Raw genomic sequence first — 24,457 nt, forward strand, 5'->3', positions numbered from 1 at the left:
GCCCGCAAGAATTTTTGGATTGAGCATCGGGACCGCCCGAAAATGGCGTCGAATTTCTCGACCTGATGCTCTGGTGAGGAAGACTACATGACCGACAAGAAAATCCGCTGGGGCATCATTGGTCCGGGCAGCATTGCAAAGGCCTTTCGTGGCGGCCTAAACGACAGCCAGCACGGCGTGCTGGCGGCCATTGCGACGCGCAATCCGGACCGGCCGGGCCTCCAGGAGACCTTCCCCGAAGCGCGCATTGTGCATGGGTATGAGGCGCTGCTGGCGGACAAGGAGATCGACGCGGTCTATATTGCTGTGCCCCATACCGGCCACGCCGAATGGGCTATCAAGGCAGCCGAGGCCGGCAAGCACGTGCTGGTGGAGAAGCCGCTTGCGCTGTCCGCCCATGAGGCAGACGCGGTGTTCCACGCCCATCGCAAGGCTGGCACCTTCGCGGGCGAGGCGTTCATGTATCGCGTGCATCCGCAGGCGGCCAAGCTGATCGAACTGATCCAGTCCGGCGCCATCGGCGACGTTCGCATGATCCAGTCGAGCTTCGGCTTCTCCATGGGCAAATTTCAGCCCGAGCATCGCCTGTTTGCATCGGCGCTGGCTGGCGGCGGCATCATGGATGTCGGCTGCTATCCGGTTTCCATGGCGCGACTGATTGCCGGGACAGCCATCGGCAAACCCTTTGCCGATCCGGTAAAGGTTTCAGGAGCCGCGACGCTCAATGCAGAAGGCACGGACGACTGGGCCACGGCCATGTTGAGCTTCGAGAATGGCATTGTGGCGCAGGTCAGTTGCGCGGTGATGGCCAATCTCGACAATGTGCTGCGCATTCATGGCTCGGAGGGGCGCATCGAAGTTCCCGATTTCTGGTTCGCCAATGGCGACCGTGACCAGGGGCTGGGCCGCATCGACATTATCAAGGGCGGCCAGACCGAAACCATCAGCGTCGGGGCCGAACCACATCTCTATTCCTACGAGGCAGAAGCCGCATCGCTGGCCATTCTCGCGGGCAAGACAGAATTTGACGCGCCCGGGATGAGCTGGAACGACACGCTGGGCAATCTGCGGGTACTCGACAAGTGGCGGGCGGATGCCGGAATAGAGTTCTCGGTTGAGAAATCGGTCAACCGCGTCAACACGCTGGACAATCGCCCGCTTGGCGCCAATCAGGGCATCATTCCGAAGCGCACCATTCCAGGCCTCGAAAAGCAGGCTTCGGCCGTGGCATTGGGCTTTGAGGACTTCAAGACCTTCTCGTCAGGCGCAATCCTGCTGGACGCTTTCTGGGAAAAGGGCGGCAATATCTTCGATACCGCCTTTATCTATGGCGGAGGCTATACCGAAAAGCTCTGGGGCGAGTGGCAGAAGCGGAGCGGGGTGCGCGAACAGGCCGTGCTGATCGGCAAGGGCGCGCACTCGCCCCTGGTCTATCCCGATGTGATCGCCAAGCAGCTTACCCAATCCCTGGACAGGCTGCAGACCGACTATCTCGACATCTACTTCATGCATCGTGACAATCTCGACGTGCCGGTAGGGGAGTTTGTCGACGCCATGGATGCCGAGGTGAAGGCTGGCCGCATTCGCGGGCCTTATGGCGGATCGAACTGGACCAAGGAGCGGATGGATGAGGCGATTGCCTATGCCAATGCCAATGGCAAGACCGCCCCACAGGCCCTGAGCAACAATTTCGCCCTGGCCGAAATGATCAGCCCCATCTGGGCTGGTTGCGTCACCGCTGCGACACCAGATTTCAAACAGTGGTTGATCGACCGTCAGGTGACGAACTTCTCTTGGTCGAGTCAGGCGCGCGGCTTCTTCACCGACTTTGCCGGTCGTGATAGGCGGGACAATGAGGAACTGGTGCGCTGCTGGTACAACGACCAGAATTTCGGTCGTCGCGATCGCGCCATCGAGTTGGGCAATGAACTCGGTCACTCGCCGATCCACATCGCGCTGGCCTACGTGCTCGCACAGCCCTTCCCCAGCGTACCGCTGATCGGGCCGCGCCGGCTGCTGGAGCTGGAAGACAGCCTTAAGGCCTTTGAGATCAAGCTGACACCCGAGCAGGTGCGCTGGCTGGAACAGGGCTGACAATCGAAAAAGGCCCCGGAGCGATCCGGGGCCTTTCTTCAGCCTTCGGCGAATTGGGCGATGGGTGTGGTTTTCGCGAGGTGAACCATGCGCAATGCCGCCAGCCAAGCCAATACGGCAAAACTCACAGCCATGAAGAACAACGGAACGATGGCGACCAGGATTTCGGCTTCGCCACTGGCCTGGGCATAGCCGGCCGCGTTGGCGGCGACGCCGGCCAGTGCAGCACCCAGCGCATTGCCTGCGGACTGTGTGGTCGGCAAAAGCGCCGAAGTGCGGTCGCGCTCTGCGTCGGTACTGGCCTCCATGATGGTGAGCATGATGTAACCATTGGAAATCCCAAATCCCATGCCGCTGGCAAACTGGCCGACGATCAGGATCGGTAACTGGTTGGTTTCCAATGCAAGCAGGACAGCTAGCAGGCCGAGCGCCAGCAGCATTGGACCGGTACGGATCAGGATGCGCCGGGTGGCGCGCTTGCGCACATTGGCGACGGTGACTGACGAGCAGCTCCAGCCAACCGCCATGACCGCGCCAAGCGCCGCGGCCTGGGTCGGGCCATAGCCCCAGAGCTGCTGTAACAGCAGAACCAGATAGACCGCTGTGGCCGCTCCGGCGATTGGCATGAGCAGGAAAAGCCACAGACCCGAACCAACAGCGGTCTTGAGCGAAAACGCATCTGGCGGCATCAGGCGCTCTGCGCTGCGCCGGTCCATCCAGACGGCGGCCACCAGGGCAATTGCCGCCCCCATCAACAACAATGCCGCTGATGCCGGCGGAGCGATGGCCGCCAGCGCCACCAGCATGGTGCCAGCGCCAATCGCCGCCAGGCGCAAGCCGGGAAAGCCGGATGAACCGGCGATCTTTTGATTGGCCGGTACCACCAGAAGCACCATGACTCCAAAGATCAAGACCAGCGGCACGTTGATGAGAAAGGCGGCGCGCCAGGAAATCAACTCCGTAAGAGCCCCTGCCCCGGCAGGGCCGCCAAAGGCCGCAACGGCCCAGACAATGGCCTGCATGCCGAAGACCTTGGGCACCAGACGGCTGGGGAAGAGTTCGGGAATGAGCGCGAAGCAGAGGGCAGCGACGACACCTTCGCCAAGACCCTGCACGGCGCGGCCGACCAGCACCTGAGGCATCCCCCCGGCACTTGCAGCGATTAGCGTGCCCAGCAGGAAGACGCTGGCCAGGCCAATCAGCGCGAACCTGGAGCCCAGCCGCCGCTTGATCAAAGCTGCGGCTGCACCGCCTACAATGGCAAAAACCAGGTAGAGCGTGGTGGCCCAGGAAATTACCTCGATGCCGCCCAGTTCCTGAACCGCCGAGGGCAATGCGGTGGCAGACAGGAAGACGTTGAAGGCAAAGAGCGAGACGCCCAGGGCCAGGATCGTGGTGACCGAAAGATAGCGGGGCCCAAAAATCTCGGCCCACCGACCATCGACTGTGTCGGACATGACTGAATTCCAATTAAACAAGACATCCCTTGTTTAATTGGATCTGCGGTGGTTGCCAATAGAAATTGTTCTTCACCTCGGTCAGGCGTGGCAGTTGCGCGCGCGCCTTGGCGAGGCGTCAGCGCTGGTCCACCGCCCTACCCCTGTCGGACAGCAAGCAGAGGCGGACGAATAACGATGCGAACAGAACATTGCCGGTTCCGTTCGAGGACAGATTTTTCCTGTCGTTGGTGACCCGCGCACAGTTACACCCTTGTGCTTACTTGCACCCGGCGCGCCCTTGCCCTAGATGTCGCAGTGCAGGTTCACCTGCATTGTTCTCAGGGCGGGGTGTAATTCCCCACCGGCGGTAAAGGCAGTAATGCCAAGCCCGCGAGCGCTCCCAGAGGTCGGGAGGTCAGCAGATCCGGTGTAATTCCGGAGCCGACGGTCATAGTCCGGATGAAAGAGAACGGGATCAACGCCGTTGCCGGCGTGCGTGGCCATTTGGCTGCGCACAATTCTGGCATGTCGTCTCCCGTAACCCTGAGGAAACTGGTTACGGAAAGGACGACAGATGAGCCAGATTTCCTCTACTCCCCACAACGCCGCAACTTCGGGCGCTCTTTTTATGCTGGTGGCGAGTATCGCCTTCGCCGGCACCAATACGCTGCAATCCATTTTGCCCACGCCCGCCGAGTATGGTGGCTTCGGCATGAGTTCGACCGGTATGGCCTTCTGGCAGTATCTGATTGCCTCGGTTCTGGCATTGCCGTTGATCTTGAGGATCGGGCTCTCAAATCTCAAGACCCGTCACCCCCTCGCCCATGAAGTTCGCGCCTTTGTTTCCGCGTTGGGCGTGCATGTGTTTGTTTATGGCTTCGCCTCGGGCGTGCCGATCTGGCAGATGGTGACACTGCTGGCGACCGGGCCGCTTTTCATTGTCCTGGGTTCCACGCTGTTTCTTGGTGAGCGCGCATCGACAGCTCGGATCGTGGCAGCTCTGGCCGGATTCGTCGGCGCCATTATCGTTTCGGGCGTTGGAACCGAAAGCCTTGGCTGGCAGGCCTTGATCCCGATCACCGCTGCGGCGCTCTGGGCCGCCACCGATGTTTTGACAAAATTCCTGACACGCAAGGGCGAGAGCCCGGAAACCCTGACAGTTTCTCTTCTGGTGCTGATGACACCCAACCATCTGGCGATCCTGTTGGTGGCCAATGCGCTCTCCGGCGTGCTGCCGACGGCCTTGGCGCCCGGCTTCCCCTTCGCTTTACCCGATATGACCGGCATTTGGCTGTTGCTGCTGCTCGGCGCTCTCACTGCAGCGGCGCAATATCTGCTGGCCTTTGCCTATAGGGCTGCCGATGCGGTCTATCTGCAGCCGTTTGGCGATCTCAAAGTGCCATTGAGCGGCCTGGTCGGTTGGGTTGCCCTTGGTCAGGTGCCTTCGATCTGGTTCTGGCCCGGCGCCGCCCTGATCGTGGGGGCTTCGGTGTTCATCTACTGGATCGAGAACCGCGAGGAGCCCGCCTCGCTGCAACCAGCTTAGGTTCTCCTTCCATGATCCCCCAGGGGGCAGGACGTTCCACCGTCCTGCCCCTTTTTGTTGCGGGGCGCGGCATTTTGTTCCAAAAATAGAATGAGCATTCCATGAGGATCAGATGACCGGCCAGCTCCCGCCTCGCGATTTCGATAGCCTGCGTGCCGCCATTGTCGAGATGCGCGCCACATTGCCCAAGCGGCTGATGCAAGTGGCCAGCTATGCTCTTGAACGCCCCGACGACATGGCCTTCGGAACAACGGCCAGCATAGCTCAGGCCGCAGAGGTCCAGCCCTCAACTCTGGTTCGATTCGCTCAGCACTTCGGATTTGACGGCTTTTCGGGTCTGCAGCAATTGTTCCGAGAGCGACTGAAAGAGCGCAATGGCAGCTATGAAGACCGATTGCGCCATCTCGAATCGGGTGGCACAGCAGAAACTGAAGGCGTGGCCATCCTCAACGGCTTTCTGGCGGCCGGTCATGACAGCCTTAGCACACTGGCGAACACGATCGATGCCGACGCGCTCGAACGGGCCATTACAATCCTGGCGCGCGCCCAAACCATCTACCTGGTTGCTCGGCGCCGCAGTTTTCCGATCGTCACCTATATGGCGTACGCCTTTGGCAAGCTGAAAGTGCCGTGCCGGGTGGTCAGCACGTCCATCGGCAATGAAGATGATCTGCTGGCCCAGGCCACTGCAGCCGACGCCGCATTTGCCGTCAGTTTTTCGCCCTACGCCGCCGAAAGCGCGGCGCAGGCACAGGCATTGAGCGAACGTGGTGTCGCCGTGGTTGGCTTGACCGACTCAGCTCTCTCACCCCTGGCAGCCAGCACTGCAGTCTGGTTCGAACTGGTGGAGGCCGACCATGCTGGCTTTCGCTCGCTTTCCGCCAGCATGGCCTTTGCCATGGCATTGACCGTAGGCGTTGCGGAGCGGCGGCGGCAGGCCTGACGCGCCCGCGCCGATATTGCCACCTTGGAACAAGCATTCCATCTTGAGAAGATGCGGAACTTGTGTTTCACTAACCTCGTGACCGCAACGGAGTTCTCGCCTTGTCCCTCGCCGCTGACCAGATCCCGGATCGCCCTCTTGATGTTATCACCATTGGGCGCGCATCGGTGGACCTGTATAGCCAACAGATCGGGACACGGCTCGAAGACGTAGGTAGCTTTGCCAAATCGGTTGGCGGCTGCCCCACGAACATCGCCGTGGGCACAGCCCGGCTCGGTCTCAAATCTGCGCTGATTACCCGGGTTGGCGATGAACAGATGGGGCGCTTTATTCGCGAGCAGCTCACCCGTGAAGGGGTAGACACAGGCGGGATCGTAACGGATCCGAAGCGCCTCACCGCGCTGGTCTTACTCTCAGTGGAAAACGACAAGTCATTTCCGCTGATCTTCTACCGCGACAATTGTGCCGATGCGGCCCTCGAAGAAAGCGACATTGACCCTGACTTCATTTGCTCGGCGCGAGCGGTGCTGGTGACGGGCACCCACTTTGCTCAGCCGCACAGCGACGCCGCGCAGCGCAAGGCCATGCGCATTGCGCGGGAAAGCGGCGCCAAGGTTGTTTTTGATATCGATTATCGGCCAAACCTCTGGGGTCTGGCCGGGCATGACGCGGGGGACAGTCGCTATATCGCCTCCGATACGGTGTCGGCCCATCTCAAGACTGTGCTGCCCGAATGCGATTTGATCGTGGGAACCGAAGAAGAGGTGCTCATTGCCTCTGGTGCCAGCGATCTTGAAACTGCGCTCAGGACGATCCGGACCCTGTCCTCCGCCGTAATCGTCCTGAAGCGCGGCCCCATGGGCTGTATTGTCTATGACGGGGCCATTCCCGACGATCTCGAAGACGGGATCGTCGGCAAAGGGTTTCCCATCGAGGTCTATAATGTGCTCGGCGCGGGCGACGCCTTCATGAGCGGTTTTTTGCGAGGGTGGCTGCGGGGCGAGAGCCACCAGACCAGTGCAACCTGGGCTAATGCCTGTGGGGCGTTCGCGGTTTCGCGCCTGCTCTGCGCACCGGAAATTCCGACCTGGGACGAGTTGCAGTTCTTTTTAGAGAAGGGAAGTCCGGAACGGGCGCTGCGCAAGGATGAAGCCATCAACCATGTGCATTGGGCCACGACCCGGCGGCGCGACATTCCCAAGCTGATGGCGCTCGCCATCGATCATCGCAGTCAGTTCGAGGACATGGCAGACGGCGACGCGCAGAAGCTGGCTCGGCTGCCGGATTTGAAGGTTCTGGCCGTCAAGGCTGCGGCACAGGTGTCTAAAGGGCGCGATGGCTTCGGTATGTTGCTCGACGATAAATATGGTCGTGACGCGCTCTACGCTGCGAGCGCCCTGCCCAACTTCTGGATTGCCAGGCCAATCGAGCTGCCGGGTTCCCGTCCACTGGAGTTTGAGTTCACGCAGGATCTTGGATCGCGACTGATTGACTGGCCGGTTGACCATTGCATCAAGGTGCTTTGCTTTTTCCATCCGGATGATGGCCAGGACCTGCGAGATCAACAGATCAGCAAGTTGCGTTCGGCTTTCGATGCGGCGCGCAAGATCGGTCGCGAATTGCTGGTTGAAGTCATCGCGTCCAAGCACGGACGGTCCAATGATGACACGCTGGCTCGGGCACTGACCGAGATTTACGACGCCGGTATCAAGCCGGACTGGTGGAAGCTTGAGCCACAAAAAAGCGCGGCGGCCTGGGCGGCCATTGATGGTGTCATCGAAACGCGCGACCCTTATTGTCGCGGCGTTGTTATGCTGGGACTCGATGCGCCGCAGGATGAGCTGGCTGCCGGTTTTGCCTCTGCAAAGAAGGCGCGGACCGTGAAGGGCTTTGCCGTGGGGCGGACGATCTTCGGTGAAGCCGCGCGCGAGTGGCTGGACAACAAGATGAGCGACGAAGAAGCCGTAGCCGAGATGGCGAAACGGTTCGGCGCACTGGTGGAGATTTGGGAGCGGCCATGAGCCAGAACACGATCCGATTGACGATGGCGCAGGCCGTGGCGCGCTTCCTGAGCGCGCAGAAGACGGTGATCGATGGCGAGACGGTGCCGATCCTTGGCGGCGTCTGGGCCATTTTCGGGCATGGCAATGTGGCCGGGGTCGGGGAAGCGCTGCATGGTATCAAGGATGCGTTGCCGACCTATCGCGGACAAAACGAACAAAGCATGGCTCACGCCGCCATCGCCTATGCCAAGACCAATTTCCGGCGCCGCTTCATGGCCTGCACTTCATCGATCGGCCCGGGTGCGCTCAACATGGTGACAGCAGCCGCGCTGGCCCATGTCAATCGCATCCCCGTGTTGCTGCTGCCCGGCGACGTGTTCGCCAATCGCCTGCCGGACCCGGTCCTGCAGCAGGTGGAGGATTTTGGCGACGGCACTGTATCGGCAAACGACTGCTTCAAACCGGTCAGTCGCTATTTCGACCGCATCACCCGGCCCGAGCAGATCATGCCGGCGCTGCGGCGGGCCATGCAGGTTCTGACGGACCCGGCAGAATGCGGACCGGTGACATTGAGCCTTTGTCAGGACGTGCAAGCGGAAGCTTATAACTATCCGGAGAGCTTCTTTGCCGAGAAGGTCTGGGTGCCGCGCCGGATCATGCCGGATGCCGATGAATTCGCGACCGCAGCGGCAGCACTGAAGCTGGCCAGAAAACCAGTAATCATCGCGGGCGGTGGTGTGCTTTACTCGGAGGCCAGCGAGAGCCTGGCGGCCTTTGCCGAGGAGCACGGCATTCCCGTGATGGAAACGCAGGCGGGCAAGAGTGCCCTGCCCCATGACCACGAGCTCAACATGGGCAGCGTTGGCGTGACCGGCACATCGGCAGCCAATGCACTGGCAGAAGAGGCTGACGTCGTGCTGGCCGTAGGCACGCGGCTGCAGGACTTCACTACCGGCTCCTGGGCGCTGTTCAAGAACGAGGATCTCAAGATCGTCGGCCTCAACGTTCAGGTGTTCGACGCCATGAAACACAATGCGCTGCCCATGGTGGCTGATGCGCGTGTGGGTCTGGAAGCTTTGGATGCGGCCCTTATGGGTTGGCAGGTTGATTCCGCCTGGACCAGCAAGGCCTTGCAGGAAAAGGAAAATTGGCTTGGCGCGGCAGACACGGCGCTGGCGGCTTCGAATGCGGAACTGCCTTCGGATGCCCAAGTCATCGGCGCGGTACAGCGGGGTCGGGATAAGGCCACCCTGATCTGTGCTGCCGGCGGCCTGCCGGGCGAGTTGCACAAGCTGTGGCGCGCCGATGCGCCAGGCAGCTACCATCTCGAGTATGGCTTTTCGACCATGGGCTACGAGATTGCCGCCGGGCTGGGTGTGGCGCTGGCAAAGCCGGATGGGGACACCGTCGTCATGGTGGGCGACGGCTCCTATCTGATGATGAATTCGGAGATCGTCAGTGCGGTGATGCTGGGGGTTAAGCTCACCATCGTGGTGCTCGACAATTCTGGCTATGGCTGCATCAACCGGCTGCAGATGGCCACCGGCGGGGCGAACTTCAACAATCTGTTCCGCGACACCCGCCACCAGACGATGCCCAATGTGGACTTTGCTGCCCATGCTGCGGCGATGGGTGCCAATGCGAAGAAGGTCACTTCGGTGGCTGAGCTGGAGGCGGTGCTCAAAGAGACCAAGGACCAGCCTGGCGTTTCTGTGTTCGTCATCGACACCGACCCGCTGATTACCACTGACGAAGGTGGACACTGGTGGGATGTGGCGGTTCCCGAGGTCAGCGCGCGACCCGAGGTCAACGAAGCCCGAGACGCCTATGTAAAGGCGCTCAAGGCGCAGCGGGCCGGATAGGAGAAGAGCATGAAAGCCAAACTCGGTATGTCGCCCATTGCGTGGTGGAACGACGATCTTGTGGAATTGAGCGATGACGTTTCGCTCGAAGAGTGCCTGCGGCAGTCCCGTTCGGCCGGATTTACCGGCATGGAGAAGGGCCGACGTTTCCCCGACGATCCCGAGGTGATGCTGCCTATTCTCAAGGCAGCTGACGTGACGCTATGTGGTGGCTGGTTCTCTGGCACTCTGGTGGACGAAGACATTTCGGCCAACAAGGACCGCATCGCGCCGATGATCGAGTTGTTCAAGGCGGTTGATGCGCCCTGCATCGTCTATGGCGAGGTGGGACGTTCCATCCAGGGCAAGCGTGATGTGCCGCTGGCGCAAAAGCCCACGCTCTCGGATGACGAAATGAGGGCCTATGCGCAAAAGGTCACTTCGTTTGGCGAGTGGTGCGCCGAACAAGGCATGCCGCTGAGCTATCATCACCATATGGGCGCGGTCGTCGAAACCGAGGCCGAACTTGACGCGTTTATGGCCGCGTCCGGCCCGGGCATCCCCTTGCTGCTTGATGCGGGACATCTGGTGTTCGCCGGTGGCGACGTGTTGCGGGCCATCGACAGGTACCACGCGCGGATCAACCATGTGCATGTGAAAGATATCCGCCAGTCGGTGGTCGATGGGCTGGATCGTACCCGGCAGAGCTTTCTTGACGCGGTGGCGCTCGGCGCCTTCACCGTGCCGGGCGACGGATCGCTGGACTTTGGCACCATGGTGCGGCGACTGGCCGACCATGGCTATGAAGGCTGGTTCGTCGTCGAGGCCGAACAGGACCCGGTGCAGAACCCGCCGCTCAAAATGGCGCAGGTGGGGCATGCCGAACTGATGCGCGTGATGGCCGCCGCCGGGTACACCGTCGAAACCCAGGGCTTTCCAAAAGGGTGAGTCTTTTGAAGGAGCTGTGCTAAGGCCTTGCCGAACTGAATCAATAGGGAGGCAGGTATGGCCCTCAAAGAAAACGACCTCAAATGGTTTCGCCCGATGTGGCGGCGCGTTGCGGTCGCAGTGTTCCTGGCGCTCTGGCTAGGCTGGGAGCTGCTGTTCACCCAGGACATGTTCTGGGCCGTACTGGTTGGCGCGGCGCTGGCCTATGTAGGCTGGAACTTCTTTTACAGGTTCCCCAAGGAGGAGAATGAAAATGAGCAAGTCCCCCCTCCTCGTCCGGCCGACGAGCAAGAGCGGCAGGATCCATGATGTAACGCCGGCCTCGGCTGGCTGGTCCCATGTTGGCTTTGGGCTGCACCGGCTGGAGCCTGGCGAAGCCTATGGCGAGGAGACCGGCGATCGCGAGATTTGCCTGGTTCTGGTCAGCGGCAAGGGCCGCTTTGCCGTTGACGGCGAGGATTTCGGAGAGTTGGGCGAGCGGATGAGCCCCTTTGAAGGCGCGCCGCACGCGCTTTATGTGCCCGCGGGGCGGCATTGGGCGGTGGATGCGACGACCGATCTGGAATTGGCTGTCTGCTCGGCGCCCGGTGGCGGGGACTATCATGCCAGGGTGATCGCACCCGGTACGCATCCGCGTGTTACGCGTGGCACCGGCGCCAATGTGCGGCATGTCTATAATATCATGCCCGAGGATGATGGGGCGGCCAATGCGCTTCTGGTAGTAGAGGTCATCACGCCCCAGGGGAACACCTCTTCCTACCCGCCGCACAAGCATGACCAGGACGATCTTCCGCACGAAAGCCAGCTGGAAGAGACCTATTATCACCGCATGAACCCGGCGCAGGGCTTTGCCTTCCAGCGTGTTTACACCGATGACCGGAGCCTGGACGAAGCCATGGCGATCGAGGACGGCGACGTGACCCTGGTGCCACGCGGTTACCACCCCGTAGCGACGACAGCGGGCTATGACCTCTATTACCTCAACGTCATGGCAGGGCCCAAGCGCGTGTGGAAGTTCCATAATGCGCCTGAACACGAGTGGATGCTAAAATAGCAGCGTCACTCAGACATGTTGATCGAACAGGATGACATTGCCGTCCGGGTCGATGATCGAGAAATTTGCCGGCCCGGAGGATTGCGGGTCGATCTCGGTGCCGACTTCAATCCCGTCTGACTTGAGCGACTGCTGGATCTTCCGGATGTCGATGAAATCCGGCAATTGCTCGGAATCGGCGTTCCAGCCTGGATTGAAGGTGAGGATGTTCTTGTCAAACATACCCTGAAACAGGCCGATTACATGGTCGCCATTTTTCATGATGAGCCAGTTTTGCGCCTCCTCGCCCATGACCGCTGAGAAGCCAAGCTTCTCGTAAAAACTGCGCGAGGCGGCGATATCCTTGACAGCGAGACTGACGGAAAAGGCACCGAGTTCCATTTGAGGCTCCTTAGTCTGGCGTGAAAAGACTATGGAGGTCGGCCGATGGTCGCAAGGCCGAAGACCTACCGACCCTGAAACGCCGACCGGTCTGCGAGCGGGCCAGTGATCTCGCTGACCTTGATCGCCCGGCCTTCGGTCACCGATTTCAGTGCCGCCTCGGCCAGGGCGAGGGCGATGAGCCCGTCGGCACCACTCGGTGCGGCCGGAGATTTTGATTCCACACAATCGATGAAGTGGCTGATTTCGCGGGCATAAGCCTCGGTATAGCGGGTCATGAAAAAGTCGTGCAGAGGCGGCCTTGTGTAACCGTCGGCATTGGCAATCTCAATGGAGACAGGTCGCTGATTTTCGGCTGCTACGGCACCCTTGGAGCCGTGGACTTCGATGCGCTGGTCATAGCCATAGGTGGCGCGGCGCGAATTCGAAATGGTGGCGTGCTTGCCCGACGCCGTCGCCAGCATAATCGAGGCGCTATCGAAGTCGCCGGCTTCGCCTATGGCCTTGTCCACCAGAACAGAGGCCATGGCGGACACCGTTTCGATTTCCTCGCCCAGCAGGAACCGGGCCATGTCGAAATCATGGATGGTCATGTCGCGGAAAATGCCGCCGGAGCGCTTTACATAGTCGGCGGGCGGCGCGCCGGGATCGCGGGAGATAATCGTGACCATCTCGACGTCACCGATCTGACCCTCGGCAATGGCCCGCTTTACCGCCTGGAAATGCGGATCGAAGCGGCGATTGAAGCCAACCATCAGCGTCGCACCCGCCTCATCGACAACACGGAGGCAAGTCTTGACCCGCTCGACGTCGAGATCGACTGGTTTTTCGCAGAAGATGGCTTTGCCGGCACGGGAAAACCGTTCGATCAGGTCGGCATGGGTATCAGTGGGCGTACAGATAACAACCGCATCGATATCCGGCGCCGTCTCGATGGCTTCGATGGTGCGCACCTGGGCGCCGTATTGTTCGGCAAGCGCCGAGGCCGCCTCCGTCATGGCGTCGGCCACGGCGACCAGTTCGGCCCGCGCATTCGACGAAACAGCCTTTGCGTGAACTTTTCCAATGCGACCTGCCCCGAGCAGGCCAAAACGAATGGTCATCGCGAACAGACTCCAGCAATCAACGGGCCGATCATTTGCCCAACATTGCGGAATAGATAGTCCATTTTTCAGGTTAGCGAAACAGGAATTCCAGAGCGCTTAGTGCTCGCGTGCGCGTTCCAGCAACCGTTTGCATTCGAGCAGTTCGCGCAGCACCTCGGAGAGCTTGTCTCGCGATTCCTGATCGAGCGCAGGGCTGGCCTCCATCTGGGCGTCTTCCAGCTCGGCCTCATCGCCTGCCGTCTCGGCCTGCTCGATCATGGGCAGGATTTCGTCCAACCCTTTGCCCTCGCCAACGGCGATGACGTAGCGCGCACCCTGATCCTTGAGGATCTTTTGCACGCCCTTGATAGTGAAGCCCTGATCGTAAAGCAGGTGGCGGATTCCGCGCAGCAGCATCACATCTTCGGGGCGATAATAACGTCGCCCACCGCCACGCTTGAGCGGTTTGATGGTATTGAAACGGGTTTCCCAGAATCGCAATACGTGCTGCGGGAGATCGAGCTCTTCAGCAGCTTCAGAGATGGTACGGAACGCGTCTGGCGACTTGTCCAAACCGCGATTCTCCCTGCCCACGGCAACGCGCTTGTTGCAGTTTCGCCCTTACCAGCCGGGCCTTTCGGAGAACCAGAACGTTCTTCGACCAAGCGCGTAAAAGCCTTACTTTCCAGCGCCGACCATAGACTTGTTGATCTTGGACTTCAACACATTGGAGGGTTTGAACACAAGAACCTGCCGGGGAAGGATGGGCACCTCCTCGCCGGTCTTGGGGTTTCGGCCGATCCGTTCGTTCTTGGAGCGAACCTGAAAGGACCCGAAGGAAGAGAGCTTGACGTTGGAACCGGTTACCAGAGCGTCCGATATCAGTTCGAGGACACGCTCCACCAGTTCCGCTGACTCCGTTCGTGAAAGCCCGACCGAGCCATAGACCGCTTCGGCAAGATCTGCTCGCGTCACCGTCTTCTGCGTCATTCACGCCCCCAAGTTGCAGCGGGTTCGGACCTCCCTGCAAGCGACTCGGCAAAGCCTTGTCACTAGACATCAATGCGACCGCCCGGGCCGCATCGCCGTACGGGATTCCTTCCCCTCAAAAGTGCTGCCGCACGAAATTCTCGCTGCGTCAGCGCCGGTTTCCTCCACCCAAGAAGAACACTAACGCCTTGAAACGCTTGAGGTCAATGCGGTTAGCGGGACTACCAGCGAATGAGCGATGCGCCCCAGGTGAAGCCGCCACCCATGGCCTCCAGCATGACCAGATCGCCCTGCTTGATGCGTCCATCGGCAACGGCAACGCTCAGCGCCAAGGGCACGGAGGCCGCAGACGTGTTGGCGTGCACATCGACAGTGGTAATGACCTTTTCGGGTGGCAGGCCAAGCTTGGCCCCTGCCCCATCGATGATACGCTTGTTGGCCTGATGCGGCACGAACCAATCGAGATCATCCACCGTGTAGCCCGATTGTTCGAGCGTGGCATAGACAACGTCGGTGATCTTGCCCACGGCGTGGCGGAAGACTTCGGGTCCCTGCATGTGCACGTGTCCCGTGGTACCGGTCGTTGAAGGGCCGCCATCGACATAAAGCTTGTCCCAATGTCGGCCGTCGGAGCGCAAGGCGGAGGTGAGTACGCCACGCTCAGGTTCCCCCTCGGCCAGGTTGACACGCTCCATGACCACGGCGCCGGCCCCATCGCCGAACAGAACGCAGGTGGTGCGATCCGTCCAGTCGAGAAGCCGCGAAAAGGTCTCGGCGCCGATGACCAGCACGCGGCGGGCCATGCCGTTCTTGATATAGCTGTCGGCCGTGGCAACGGCATAGACGAAGCCGGAGCACACCGCCTGAATGTCGAAGGCAAAGCCGTGATGCATGCCCAGCTTCATCTGCACCAGGGTTGCGGCGCTTGGGAAGGTGTAGTCAGGCGTCGTGGTAGCCACGATGATGAGGTCGATGTCCTCGACGGCAAAGCCGGCATTGTCGAGCGCTGCCCGCGCAGCCGCAGCAGCCAGGTCCGAGGTGAACTCGCCCTCGGCGGCGATATGGCGTTCCTTGATGCCGACACGCTGCTGAATCCATTCGTCGGACGTATCGACGGTTTTGGCCAATTCTTCATTGGTAACGGTCTTGGCCGGCAAGTAGCTGCCAACCCCACGAATGACGGAACGGATTGAACTGGTCACGCCGATTTGGCCTCGGTCTCGGTAGGCAGGTCGGGGTCTGCCTTGTGGATGGGAAAACGATGCATGGTGTCGCCAATCTTGTCCATCAGGCGGCTGCGCGCCATCTCATAGGACAGGCCAAGCGCACTCTTGTACCCGATCTCGTCGGTGCCGCCATGAGATTTGATGACAATGCCATTAAGACCCATGAACACGCCGCCATTGACGGTGCGCGGATCCATCTTGCGGCGCAGGGCATTGAGTGCCGAAGACGCGAACAGAGCGCCGATGCGGCTCATCAGCGTCGCTTTGAGCGACTGGCGCAGATAGGTCGCGACCTGGCGTGCCGTGCCTTCTGCCGTCTTGAGTGCGATATTTCCGACGAAGCCCTCAGTCACTACGACATCCACCGTACCCTTGCCGATGTCGTCGCCTTCGACGAAACCGTGATAGGTAAAGCCCGCGCCGCTCGCTTCAGAGAGAATTTTGCCGGCTTCCTTGATGTAGTCGAGCCCCTTCACCTCCTCCGTGCCAACATTTAGCAGGCCGACAGTGGGCGAATCAGAATCGAACAGGGCCCTTGCCAGAGCGGACCCCAGGATCGTGTAATCCACCAATTGCTGTGCATCGGCGCCGATGGTAGCGCCCATGTCGAGCACGATGATGTCGGAGCGCAAAGTTGGCCAGATCGCAGCAATGCCGGGCCGGGAGATGCCCTTCATGGGCCTGAGGCAGAAGGTGGCCATGGCCATCAGGGCGCCGGTATTGCCACCGGAAATGGCGACGTCGGCCTCCTTGTCCTTGACCGCCTGAATGGCCATCCACATGGACGATGTGCCCTTGCCCTTGCGCAGGGCCTGGCTCGGCTTCTCGTCCATGGCAATCACGGTCTCGCAGTGCCTGACGGTGGAAACAGGCTTGAGGGCCGGGAATTCTTCAAGCAGAGGGTCGATCTGCTCCTTCAGCCCATGAAAGATAAAGCGCGTGTTCTTGCGCTCCTTGAGGGCGAGGTGAGCGCCATGAATAACGGCACGCGGAGCGTGATCGCCGCCCATGGCATCCACGGAAATCGTAATAGAATCGGTCATTTCAGCCCGTTTTTCGGCCCGCTTTGGCAGGCAAGCAAACATATCCCATCAACGGGTCGGCGCAAGCCCTGGAAGGGCAAGGCCTCATTTCTTGTCCCCGCCATCACCCTTGAGGCGAGCAAGCTTGGCAAACGGCCCCTCCTCGGCATCTCCGGTCGGAACCCCCAGAGAATCAAGACTTTCACCCGGAAGACGCGGATAAGGATCGAGCGCCAGCGCCAAGGTCTCGAGCAGCAGTGCACTCAGGTCCACCTCGGGTCCGTCGATATGATCGGGAAAGTCGTCATTTTCAAGATCGACGTATATTTCGGCACCGGCAGCGGGCGCCTGCTTCTCGCGCGGCGCCGGCAGAAAGACGCGATCGATGTCTTCGGCAATGGTCTCGGCAACAGGCTCGAAGCTGACGACTGACGCTTGAGTCGCGTCTGCCTCCAGATGCCCCAGGGCGCGCAAGCCCCCTCGCAGCGGCGTGACCGTCAAGCTCGCCGTAAAGCGCTCCACGGAGAGGATGTTCATGGCCTCGGCAATGGCCTGGCGCGCGGTTTCATCCGCGTCAACGGCAATCGAGCGACCGCCGGCCGGCAATTTGTCGATCCGTACAACCGCGTCAAAAATGGGGTCGTCACGGCGGGTCATGCTGCGGCCTCGAACTGAATCGAGCCCGCCGTGATCGCCTCTACGGGCTGGGTGGCAAGTTCCGCGTCGCGGGCGAAGACATAATCGGCCAATGCCCGCAACTCCGGCGTATCCTGGCCATCAAAGACATTGCGCGCCAAAACGCCTGCCAGCGCATCGGCGTCGTTGCGATCCATGGCTTCGTTCATGGCGGCGAGCAGGCCGAAGAAAATATTGCCCATCTTCTGGATTTTCTTTGGCACGCCCAGATCCGACACGCCCATTTCGCGCAGCGAGCGGTCCATATCCTTGAAAAACAGGTCGAACACTGCCTGACTGAACTCTCGCGAACCCGCAGGCCCGTTGCGCAGCCGACGGAACAACAGTGCCATATGCAGGCTGATCATGTCGAACCGCCCGGTCACGGTATCGGGAACGCCCCACTGGGCGTAGAAGACCGGCCGCCGGGATTGCGCCACAATGGAGCTATAAACGGCGTAAACCGGCTCGGTAGCAGTCTTCTTGCGGAACAAGGACATGATCATGGGATTGCGCTCGGCGTCGGTATCGGTCAAACACGGGCAGATCGGGGTGCCGGATCATTGCCAGCTTGCCAGACGGCCAAGTTGACAGCTACACATTCCGGCGGCCAATGGGCACGCGCCCAAGTGTCACGCCTATAGTCGACAGCCATTGGGAAAGTCAAATTCATGCCTCTGCGAATTGCAAAAGCCTCCGTTGCCGCGGCCGTTCTTGCCGTTGCGCTCGCCGGCTGCACCAGCAGCACATCGCTGATTTCAAAGCGAACCCAGGGCTATGATATTCCCGACTCGGCTCTGCAGCAGATCCGGCCTGGTCAGAGCCAGCAATTGGTTACACTGGTTCTGGGTTCGCCCCAGACCACCAATACCTTCGGTGATCGCACCGCCTGGTACTATGTGGAAACCGAGGTCAACCAGACCTCGTTCGGCATGACAATGATCCAGGAACGCACGGTTCTGGCGATCTATTTCGATCGGAACAAGAAGGTCATTGAACGCGCTGTCTATGCGCTCGAGGATGGCAAGGCGATCAATATTGAAACGCGCCGCACCCCCTCGTTCGGCGAGGACGCAACGTTTATCGACACCATTCTGTCTTCGTTCTGAAGCAGCCCAGACAGTAAGTCCGAAGCCCCGGGTCCCCGGGGCTTTTTCTTTTGCTCAGATGCGCGCCTGCCGCAAGGCACCGAGGCCCAGCAACAAAATAGTCAAGCTCGCCACGGGAATGGCCAGCAGGTTGATGGATTCCCAGCCTACAAATTGCACCAGAAAACCCGAGCTGAGTGAGGCAACGGCACTTGAGCCGAACACCACCTGCTCGTTAACTGCCTGGACCCGACCGGCCTCTTGCGGCCGGTAGCTGGTCGCCAACATGGCCGTCGACCCGATAAAGCCGAAGTTCCAGCCCACACCCAGTAGGATAAGCGTCGCTGTGAAATGGGCTACGGTGATGCCGTTCAGTGCGATCGCTGCACAGCCAATGATGAGCAATAGGCCGATGGCGGTGACCAGGCTGGCGCCGATGCGCTTGATGATGGCACCAGTGACAAAGCTTGGCGCGAACATGGCCACAACATGCCATTGGATGGCCCCCGCCGCATCGGTGGGTGAATGACCACACAGATGCACCATGGCCAATGGGGCAGCGACCATGATGAGCGTCATGAGCGCATAGGTGAGCGCGCCGCCCAGCATGGGCAGGAAAATTTCCGGCTGACGCAGCAGCACCGAGAGCGGACGTCCTGTGCCCTCGCTCCCACCGAGAGCATGGGTGGGCGCAAGGCGCGTGGCGGAGAGCACCAGAACCGAGAGCAGCGAGATCACGCCGATGACCATGAAGCTGGCGGCATAGTCTGCCCCCGGTATCCAGCCTATGCTCAAAGCGCCCAATTGCGGCCCGAGAAAGCCTGCTGCGACCCCGCCGAACATCACCCATGAAATCGCCTGGCTCTTGAGCGCCGGGGCGACGCTGTCGGCCGCTGCGAAGCGCACCTGCTGCATGAAGGCGCCAGACATGCCAACAAGGAACAGGCCAGCGGCAAAGAGATAAAACTGCCCGAGTATGACGGCCAGCGTGGCGACGATAGACCCTGGAATGCCTATGGCGGCGCCCAACATGAGACCTCGTGTCCGGCCCAGGCGATAGATCGTCATGGTGGCCGTCGAAGTGGTCAGCGCCAGTCCCACGATCATGGCGGTCACCGGCAAAGTCGCGGCCGAGCGGTCTGGGACGAAATTCACGGCGGCCAGCGCGGCCACCGACATAACGATCGACGAGTTCGAACCGCCAAGTGCCTGGACGGCCGAGAGCAGGCCGATATTGCGAATAGACTGGCTGCGGCTGTCGAGCATTGGGAAGACGTCCTTGGTGGGAGGCGCCGGAAAGTGCGCCCCGCCGCCGGCGTCGTCAATGCCGGAAGGATCAGTTCATGTCTACGCCGGCAGAGCGGGCTATGGTATCGAGCGCAGCGTTGACAAGGCCGGGCGCGTCATCTTCGTAAAAGGCGCGGGCAATATCGACGTATTCCGTTATCACCACGCGCGCCGGGATATCCTTGCGGCGCAGCAGTTCAAAGGCTGCAGCGCGCATTATGGCGCGAAGAGTGGCATCGACGCGCCCAATGGGCCAGCCCTCTGCAAGAGCCTTGTCGACGGACGGGTCGATCTCGATCTGATGCTTGGCGACCCCGGTGACGATCTGGCGGAAGAAATCGGCGTCGGCAGGCAGATATTGCTCACCCTCAATTTCGCGGCCGAGATGGAATGAGCCAAACTGTGCCAGCGTATCTTCCAGCGTCGCCCGCCCGATATCCATCTGGTAGAGCGCCTGGACGGCTGCTAGGCGGGCAGCGCCGCGCTGATTGGCAGGGCGTGCGGCGCCGGGATCACGTTTGGGATGGTCGGTCATCTAGCTGTTCAGTTTCACTTTCACACTGGATAGGGCCAGTGCGGCTCTCGCCGCGTCACCGCCTCGATCCTGGTCGTTCACATTGGCCCGCATCCGGGCTTGCGCTTCGTTCTCTACCGTCAGAATGCCAATGCCAAGGGGCAAAGCGTCGACGACAGCCAATTCTGCCAGCGCCCTGATGCTTTCTTGGGCCACCGACACATAGTGGTTAGTCTGGCCGCGGATTACACAGCCCAGCGCCACATAGCCGTCGAAGCGCCCAGTTTCAATCGCCATTGCCACCGCCACGGGCACTTCCATGGCACTGGGCACAGCAATGGTCTCATGGAGCGCACCGGCCTTTTCAAGCGCCGCGACAGCGCCGCGCATCATTTCATCGGCAATATCGGGATAGGCACGCCCCTCAACAATCAGAAAACGCAAGCCCCTGCCCGCATCTTCGGGCAGCGGAAATCGCACACCGTAGGAATCCATGGTCAATCTCCCGTTCCGCGCGTCACGTGACAAGAGAATAGCCCATTTCGGGGTTACCCGGCAGTTCTACCTCAAGGGGCGATAAACGAAACCTTTTACTGGCGCAGCCTGGGAATGGTCAGCCCTCATCTTCTGGCAGGGCCGAACTGTTCTCCTCCAGGTCCGCGAGGAAGGAACGGAAGTCATTGGCTGCAGAAAAATTCTTGTAAACGCTGGCGAAGCGCACAAAGGCCACATCATCAAGGCCCTTGAGACCTTCCATGACATATTCGCCGATCTGATCGGACGTGACCTCGACATCCCCCAGGCTTTCAAGCTGGCGAACAATGCCCGAAATCATACGCTCGACCTTTTCGGGCTCCACCGATCGTTTGCGTAGCGCGGTATTGACTGAGCGCGCGAGCTTTTCGCGATCAAAGGGAACCTTGCGTCCGGTCTTCTTGACCACGGTGAGATCGCGAAGCTGTACGCGCTCAAAGGTGGTAAAACGCCCGCCACAGCCATTGCAGACACGGCGGCGGCGGATAGCGCCCGAATCTTCGGTCGGGCGACTATCCTTCACTTGGGTATCGTCATTGCCACAATAGGGGCAGCGCATGGCGGGCCTTTTGGTTGTTAGCCGTAGATTGGGAAGCGATCGGTGAGCGTCTTCACCTTGGCGCGCACTTCGGCCTCTACGGCACTATTGTTGTCGTCGCCATTGGTCTTGAGGCCATCGAGCACCTCGATGATGAGTTCGCCGATAAGCTGGAATTCTGCCTCGCCAAAGCCGCGTGACGTACCGGCGGGAGTCCCAAGGCGCACACCAGAGGTGATAGCAGGCTTTTCCGGGTCGAACGGCACGGCGTTCTTGTTACAGGTGATGTGGGCGCGGCCCAGGGCGGTTTCCGTTGCCTTGCCGGTCAGGCCCTTGGGCCGAAGATCGACCAGCATCAGGTGATTGTCGGTGCCGCCCGAAACAATATCGACCCCGCCCTTGACCAGCGTATCGGCCAGAACCTTGGCATTGGCCACGACCTGGCTGGCATAGGCCTTGAACTCGGGCGAGAGCGCTTCCTTGAAGGCAACGGCCTTGGCGGCGATGACATGCATCAGCGGACCGCCCTGAATGCCTGGGAAGATAGCCGAGTTGATCTTCTTGGCGATTGCCTCGTCATTGGTCAGGATCAGACCACCACGTGGACCGCGCAGGGTCTTATGCGTGGTTGTGCTGGCCACATGGGCATGCGGGAACGGGCTGGGATAAACGCCACCGGCGACCAGTCCTGCCACATGGGCCATGTCGACAAAGAGAATGGCGCCGACTTCATCGGCAATGGCGCGGAACTCGGCCCAGTCCATGACGCGGGAATAGGCAGAAAAACCAGCCACGATCATCTTGGGCTTGTGCTCATGCGCCAGGGCGCGCACCTGTTCCATGTCGACCCGGCCGTCCTGCTGACGCAGGCCATACTGAACGGCGTTGAACCACTTGCCCGACTGGTTAGGTTTGGCACCATGGGTCAGGTGACCACCTGCGTCGAGCGACATGCCCAGAATGGTATCGCCGGGCTGAATCAGCGCCTGATAGACACCCTGGTTGGCCTGGGAGCCGGAATTAGGCTGCACATTGGCAAATTCCGCGCCGAACAATTGCTTGGCGCGCTCGATTGCCAGGGCTTCTGCCACGTCCACGTACTGACAGCCGCCATAGTACCGCTTGCCGGGATAGCCCTCGGCATATTTGTTGGTCAGGACCGAACCCTGGGCTTCGAGCACGGCCTGGGAGACAATATTTTCCGAGGCGATCAGCTCGATTTCGTTCTGCTGACGGCCCAACTCGTCCTGCATGGCCTTGGCCAGCTCCGGATCGGTCTGCGCAACTGAGGCGGAAAAGAAGTTCGGGAACAGGGGCAAAGACGTGGCGGCGCTCATCGGGCGGTTACCTCGTTGACGGTCGAATGGGTCGGCGTGGAAAGGGCTTTATCACGTGACAATTCGCGATTCCAAGGCCGGCGACGATGTGTGGATAGGTTTGAGAAACGCATGGGGCTCCCCTGGTTGCGGATGGGTGCCCAGGCGAGCGGCTCTTGCAATGGTTCGCGTTCCCCGATGGTTGCCCATCTCTTCTCGCCAGTCGCGCGAACGCTCCTGTTATGCCGCAGCGCGGAAGGGAGTAAAAGAAAAAAGTATCCGGATCAGGCAAATTTGCCGGTGACTGGCGCCGGCGCGGGCGCCCCCTGCTCTAGCTTGCGCCTGAGCTTGGCCAGGGCAACACGCTGCATTTGCAATTTTGTGGCGTTTAGCGGCGTAATGACGACGACCTCCGTCCCGGTCGCCTCATCGATCGCGGCGACGCGCATCTGTTGTCCCAACTGGACAAATTCAAACAGAACGTCGCCCGAGTTCATGCCACCTCACCTTCGCATGGATCATAGCGGAGTCGCTTGCGATCCAAAAGACATGGCCCGACGCATTGCGCCGGGCCGTCAATCACGCGCCGCAGGACAAATCAGGCAGCGAAGCTCACCTTGCCTTCTTCGTCGAACTTATAGACATCATCCCGGAAGCTGACGGTGCCCTGACGGTTGGCCCAGGCGGTTATATAAGTCGTGTGGATCGGCATTTGAGTGCTCAGGCTGACGTCCTTGCGCTCGAGCGAGGCGAAGGTCTGGTCGACGCGGGTCTGATCCCAATCTCCATTATCGCGCAGCAACCAGGAGACAAGCTGGTTGACGCCCTCCACGCGCACGCAACCGGACGAGTGAAAGCGTGCATTCTCGCCGAACAACGCCTTGGACGGCGTATCGTGCAGATAGACGTCGTGGGGATTGTAGAAATTGATTTTGCAATGGCCCATCGAGTTTTCGGCACCAGGCTCCTGGCGATACATGTAGTTCACCTGTGCGTCGGTGATATTGGACCAGTTAATCGTCGCCGGATCGATGGTGTTGCCGCTCCCGTCGTAGATGAAGATGTTCTGCTTGGCGAGATACTGAGGATCTTCCATCATATACTTGGTAAGATCTTTTCGCACCAGAGACTTGGGGACATGCCAGTAGGGATTAAAATTGACCTGGTGGATCTTGCTGGCGAGGATCGGGGTGGCTCTGTCGACGCGACCGACAACGGCGTTGTGGCGTTGTTCCACCATGCCGCCGCCGACGGCTTCGATGGTAGCAGCCGGGATGTTCACCACCACATAGCGGTCGGTCAACTGCGGCGCCATGTTCTGGACGCGGGTATAATTGAGATAGAGCTGCTGCAAGCGCGTCGCAGCCGGCACGTTGAGAGCGTACCAAGTGGCCTCATCGATCCAGCCATTGACGATCAAACCATGGCGCGCCTGGAAGACACGAACGGCCCGGTCAGTATCGGCATCGAAGATATCGTTGGCATATTCTACTAGCGGCATATCTCCTGATGAAATCAGGCGGCGCTTGAGTTGCACCACAGCCGGGTCGGACTTGCCAAGATTGAGCTTGAAGGCACGCTGTGGAATTTCTTCCCAGCCGCCTGCCGCGACAAAGGGCTCATACTGGGAAATGGCAAGCTGCAGGTTGTGCAGCGTGTCGTAGGACAGAATGGGCTCGTTGGTCGCGATTGTGGCGGCGGCAGCTGCGGTATTGCCATTCGGATCAGCTTCGTTGATGACGCGGCTTCGCGACATCATGTCGAACAGAGACTCCTGCGCCCAAGCCGGCATCGCTGCCGATGCCCCGGCAAGAGCCATTGACCGGATAAAGTTACGTCGCGTCAGCCGCATCAAACCACCTTAGAAATCGCCCGCCATCTATCCGCTGGCCGATTAGCACCGCCCCTGCGCAGTCCACAATCTGGCTCAACG

25 protein-coding genes and 2 riboswitches are annotated in these 24,457 nt (G+C 60.4%); of the genes, 9 read left to right on the plus strand and 16 right to left on the minus strand.

Annotated features, from left to right (window positions below; translation table 11 throughout):
* Positions 1-87 precede the first annotated feature (87 nt).
* Positions 88-2,094 carry an aldo/keto reductase gene (locus GGR20_RS02105; RefSeq protein ID WP_183309566.1) on the plus strand — a complete coding sequence of 669 codons (2,007 nt, stop codon included), beginning with the start codon at positions 88-90 and terminating at the stop codon, positions 2,092-2,094.
* Between the two features lie 38 nt (positions 2,095-2,132).
* Here the strand turns inward: GGR20_RS02105 and GGR20_RS02110 are convergent, their stop codons facing one another.
* Positions 2,133-3,551, minus strand: a complete 1,419-nt coding sequence (locus tag GGR20_RS02110; protein WP_183309567.1) for an MFS transporter — start codon at positions 3,549-3,551, stop codon at positions 2,133-2,135.
* A 312-nt stretch (positions 3,552-3,863) separates the two neighbouring features.
* Positions 3,864-4,008: riboswitch (FMN riboswitch) on the plus strand.
* A gap of 99 nt (positions 4,009-4,107) precedes the next feature.
* Between GGR20_RS02110 and GGR20_RS02115 the strand changes: the two genes are divergently transcribed.
* The 7 genes from GGR20_RS02115 (at position 4,108) to iolB (ending at position 11,868) form a co-directional block, all read left to right on the plus strand.
* On the plus strand, positions 4,108-5,079 hold the full coding sequence (locus GGR20_RS02115) for a DMT family transporter (RefSeq protein WP_183309568.1): 972 nt from the start codon (positions 4,108-4,110) through the stop codon (positions 5,077-5,079).
* Between the two features lie 112 nt (positions 5,080-5,191).
* Positions 5,192-6,022, plus strand: coding sequence for a MurR/RpiR family transcriptional regulator (locus GGR20_RS02120; RefSeq protein WP_183309569.1), 831 nt, complete (start codon positions 5,192-5,194; stop codon positions 6,020-6,022).
* Positions 6,023-6,123: 101 nt separating this feature from the next.
* Positions 6,124-8,043: a bifunctional 5-dehydro-2-deoxygluconokinase/5-dehydro-2-deoxyphosphogluconate aldolase gene (locus GGR20_RS02125; protein ID WP_183309570.1), complete on the plus strand. Its 1,920-nt coding sequence runs from the start codon at positions 6,124-6,126 to the stop codon at positions 8,041-8,043.
* Positions 8,040-9,887: a 3D-(3,5/4)-trihydroxycyclohexane-1,2-dione acylhydrolase (decyclizing) gene (gene iolD, locus GGR20_RS02130; protein ID WP_183309571.1), complete on the plus strand. Its 1,848-nt coding sequence runs from the start codon at positions 8,040-8,042 to the stop codon at positions 9,885-9,887. The genes GGR20_RS02125 and iolD overlap by 4 nt, the downstream gene beginning before the upstream one ends.
* Positions 9,888-9,896: 9 nt before the next feature.
* On the plus strand, positions 9,897-10,814 hold the full coding sequence (gene iolE / locus GGR20_RS02135) for a myo-inosose-2 dehydratase (RefSeq protein WP_183309572.1): 918 nt from the start codon (positions 9,897-9,899) through the stop codon (positions 10,812-10,814).
* A 57-nt stretch (positions 10,815-10,871) separates the two neighbouring features.
* Entirely contained in the window at positions 10,872-11,123 is a 252-nt protein-coding gene (locus tag GGR20_RS02140) for a hypothetical protein (protein WP_183309573.1), read from the plus strand.
* Positions 11,068-11,868, plus strand: coding sequence for a 5-deoxy-glucuronate isomerase (iolB, locus tag GGR20_RS02145; protein WP_183309574.1), 801 nt, complete (start codon positions 11,068-11,070; stop codon positions 11,866-11,868). Before GGR20_RS02140 ends, iolB begins: the two co-directional genes overlap by 56 nt.
* 9 nt (positions 11,869-11,877) lie before the next feature.
* On the opposite strand, the gene GGR20_RS02150 is transcribed toward iolB, so the two are convergent.
* From GGR20_RS02150 to GGR20_RS02185, 8 genes are all read right to left on the minus strand, one after another.
* Positions 11,878-12,249: a VOC family protein gene (locus GGR20_RS02150; RefSeq protein WP_183309575.1), complete on the minus strand. Its 372-nt coding sequence runs from the start codon at positions 12,247-12,249 to the stop codon at positions 11,878-11,880.
* Positions 12,250-12,314: 65 nt separating this feature from the next.
* The gene (gene iolG, locus GGR20_RS02155) at positions 12,315-13,352 is read right to left on the minus strand and encodes an inositol 2-dehydrogenase (protein WP_183309576.1); all 1,038 of its coding nucleotides are present in this window, start codon (positions 13,350-13,352) and stop codon (positions 12,315-12,317) included.
* A gap of 99 nt (positions 13,353-13,451) precedes the next feature.
* Positions 13,452-13,907, minus strand: a complete 456-nt coding sequence (locus GGR20_RS02160) for a MerR family transcriptional regulator (RefSeq protein ID WP_183309577.1) — start codon at positions 13,905-13,907, stop codon at positions 13,452-13,454.
* A gap of 105 nt (positions 13,908-14,012) precedes the next feature.
* Entirely contained in the window at positions 14,013-14,324 is a 312-nt protein-coding gene (locus GGR20_RS02165; RefSeq protein ID WP_183309578.1) for an integration host factor subunit alpha, read from the minus strand.
* Between the two features lie 221 nt (positions 14,325-14,545).
* Complete coding sequence (locus tag GGR20_RS02170; protein WP_183309579.1) at positions 14,546-15,526, minus strand: beta-ketoacyl-ACP synthase 3; 981 nt, start codon at positions 15,524-15,526, stop codon at positions 14,546-14,548.
* Positions 15,523-16,593, minus strand: coding sequence for a phosphate acyltransferase PlsX (plsX, locus tag GGR20_RS02175; RefSeq protein WP_183309580.1), 1,071 nt, complete (start codon positions 16,591-16,593; stop codon positions 15,523-15,525). The genes GGR20_RS02170 and plsX overlap by 4 nt, the downstream gene beginning before the upstream one ends.
* A gap of 84 nt (positions 16,594-16,677) precedes the next feature.
* On the minus strand, positions 16,678-17,229 hold the full coding sequence (locus GGR20_RS02180; protein WP_183309581.1) for a YceD family protein: 552 nt from the start codon (positions 17,227-17,229) through the stop codon (positions 16,678-16,680).
* On the minus strand, positions 17,226-17,783 hold the full coding sequence (locus tag GGR20_RS02185; protein ID WP_183309582.1) for a ubiquinol-cytochrome C chaperone family protein: 558 nt from the start codon (positions 17,781-17,783) through the stop codon (positions 17,226-17,228). Before GGR20_RS02185 ends, GGR20_RS02180 begins: the two co-directional genes overlap by 4 nt.
* Positions 17,784-17,918: 135 nt before the next feature.
* Between GGR20_RS02185 and GGR20_RS02190 the strand changes: the two genes are divergently transcribed.
* Positions 17,919-18,356, plus strand: coding sequence for an outer membrane protein assembly factor BamE (locus GGR20_RS02190; RefSeq protein ID WP_183309583.1), 438 nt, complete (start codon positions 17,919-17,921; stop codon positions 18,354-18,356).
* Positions 18,357-18,410: 54 nt separating this feature from the next.
* On the opposite strand, the gene GGR20_RS02195 is transcribed toward GGR20_RS02190, so the two are convergent.
* From GGR20_RS02195 to GGR20_RS02225, 7 genes are all read right to left on the minus strand, one after another.
* On the minus strand, positions 18,411-19,601 hold the full coding sequence (locus GGR20_RS02195) for an MFS transporter (protein ID WP_183309584.1): 1,191 nt from the start codon (positions 19,599-19,601) through the stop codon (positions 18,411-18,413).
* Between the two features lie 70 nt (positions 19,602-19,671).
* Positions 19,672-20,157, minus strand: a complete 486-nt coding sequence (gene nusB, locus GGR20_RS02200) for a transcription antitermination factor NusB (RefSeq protein ID WP_183309585.1) — start codon at positions 20,155-20,157, stop codon at positions 19,672-19,674.
* On the minus strand, positions 20,158-20,631 hold the full coding sequence (gene ribH, locus GGR20_RS02205) for a 6,7-dimethyl-8-ribityllumazine synthase (protein WP_183309586.1): 474 nt from the start codon (positions 20,629-20,631) through the stop codon (positions 20,158-20,160).
* A gap of 118 nt (positions 20,632-20,749) precedes the next feature.
* Complete coding sequence (gene nrdR, locus GGR20_RS02210; RefSeq protein ID WP_183309587.1) at positions 20,750-21,229, minus strand: transcriptional regulator NrdR; 480 nt, start codon at positions 21,227-21,229, stop codon at positions 20,750-20,752.
* 17 nt (positions 21,230-21,246) lie between these two features.
* Positions 21,247-22,545, minus strand: coding sequence for a serine hydroxymethyltransferase (gene glyA / locus GGR20_RS02215; protein ID WP_183309588.1), 1,299 nt, complete (start codon positions 22,543-22,545; stop codon positions 21,247-21,249).
* 131 nt (positions 22,546-22,676) lie between these two features.
* A riboswitch (ZMP/ZTP riboswitch) is annotated at positions 22,677-22,761 on the minus strand.
* A gap of 47 nt (positions 22,762-22,808) precedes the next feature.
* A complete protein-coding gene (locus GGR20_RS02220; protein ID WP_183309589.1) occupies positions 22,809-23,021 on the minus strand; it encodes a DUF6898 family protein in 213 nt (70 codons plus the stop codon).
* A gap of 101 nt (positions 23,022-23,122) precedes the next feature.
* Complete coding sequence (locus tag GGR20_RS02225) at positions 23,123-24,283, minus strand: L,D-transpeptidase family protein (RefSeq protein WP_183309590.1); 1,161 nt, start codon at positions 24,281-24,283, stop codon at positions 23,123-23,125.
* Positions 24,284-24,457: the final 174 nt, after the last annotated feature.

Origin of the sequence: Devosia subaequoris (assembly GCF_014197055.1) — a bacterium.
Taxonomy (GTDB): Bacteria; Pseudomonadota; Alphaproteobacteria; order Rhizobiales; family Devosiaceae; genus Devosia; species Devosia subaequoris.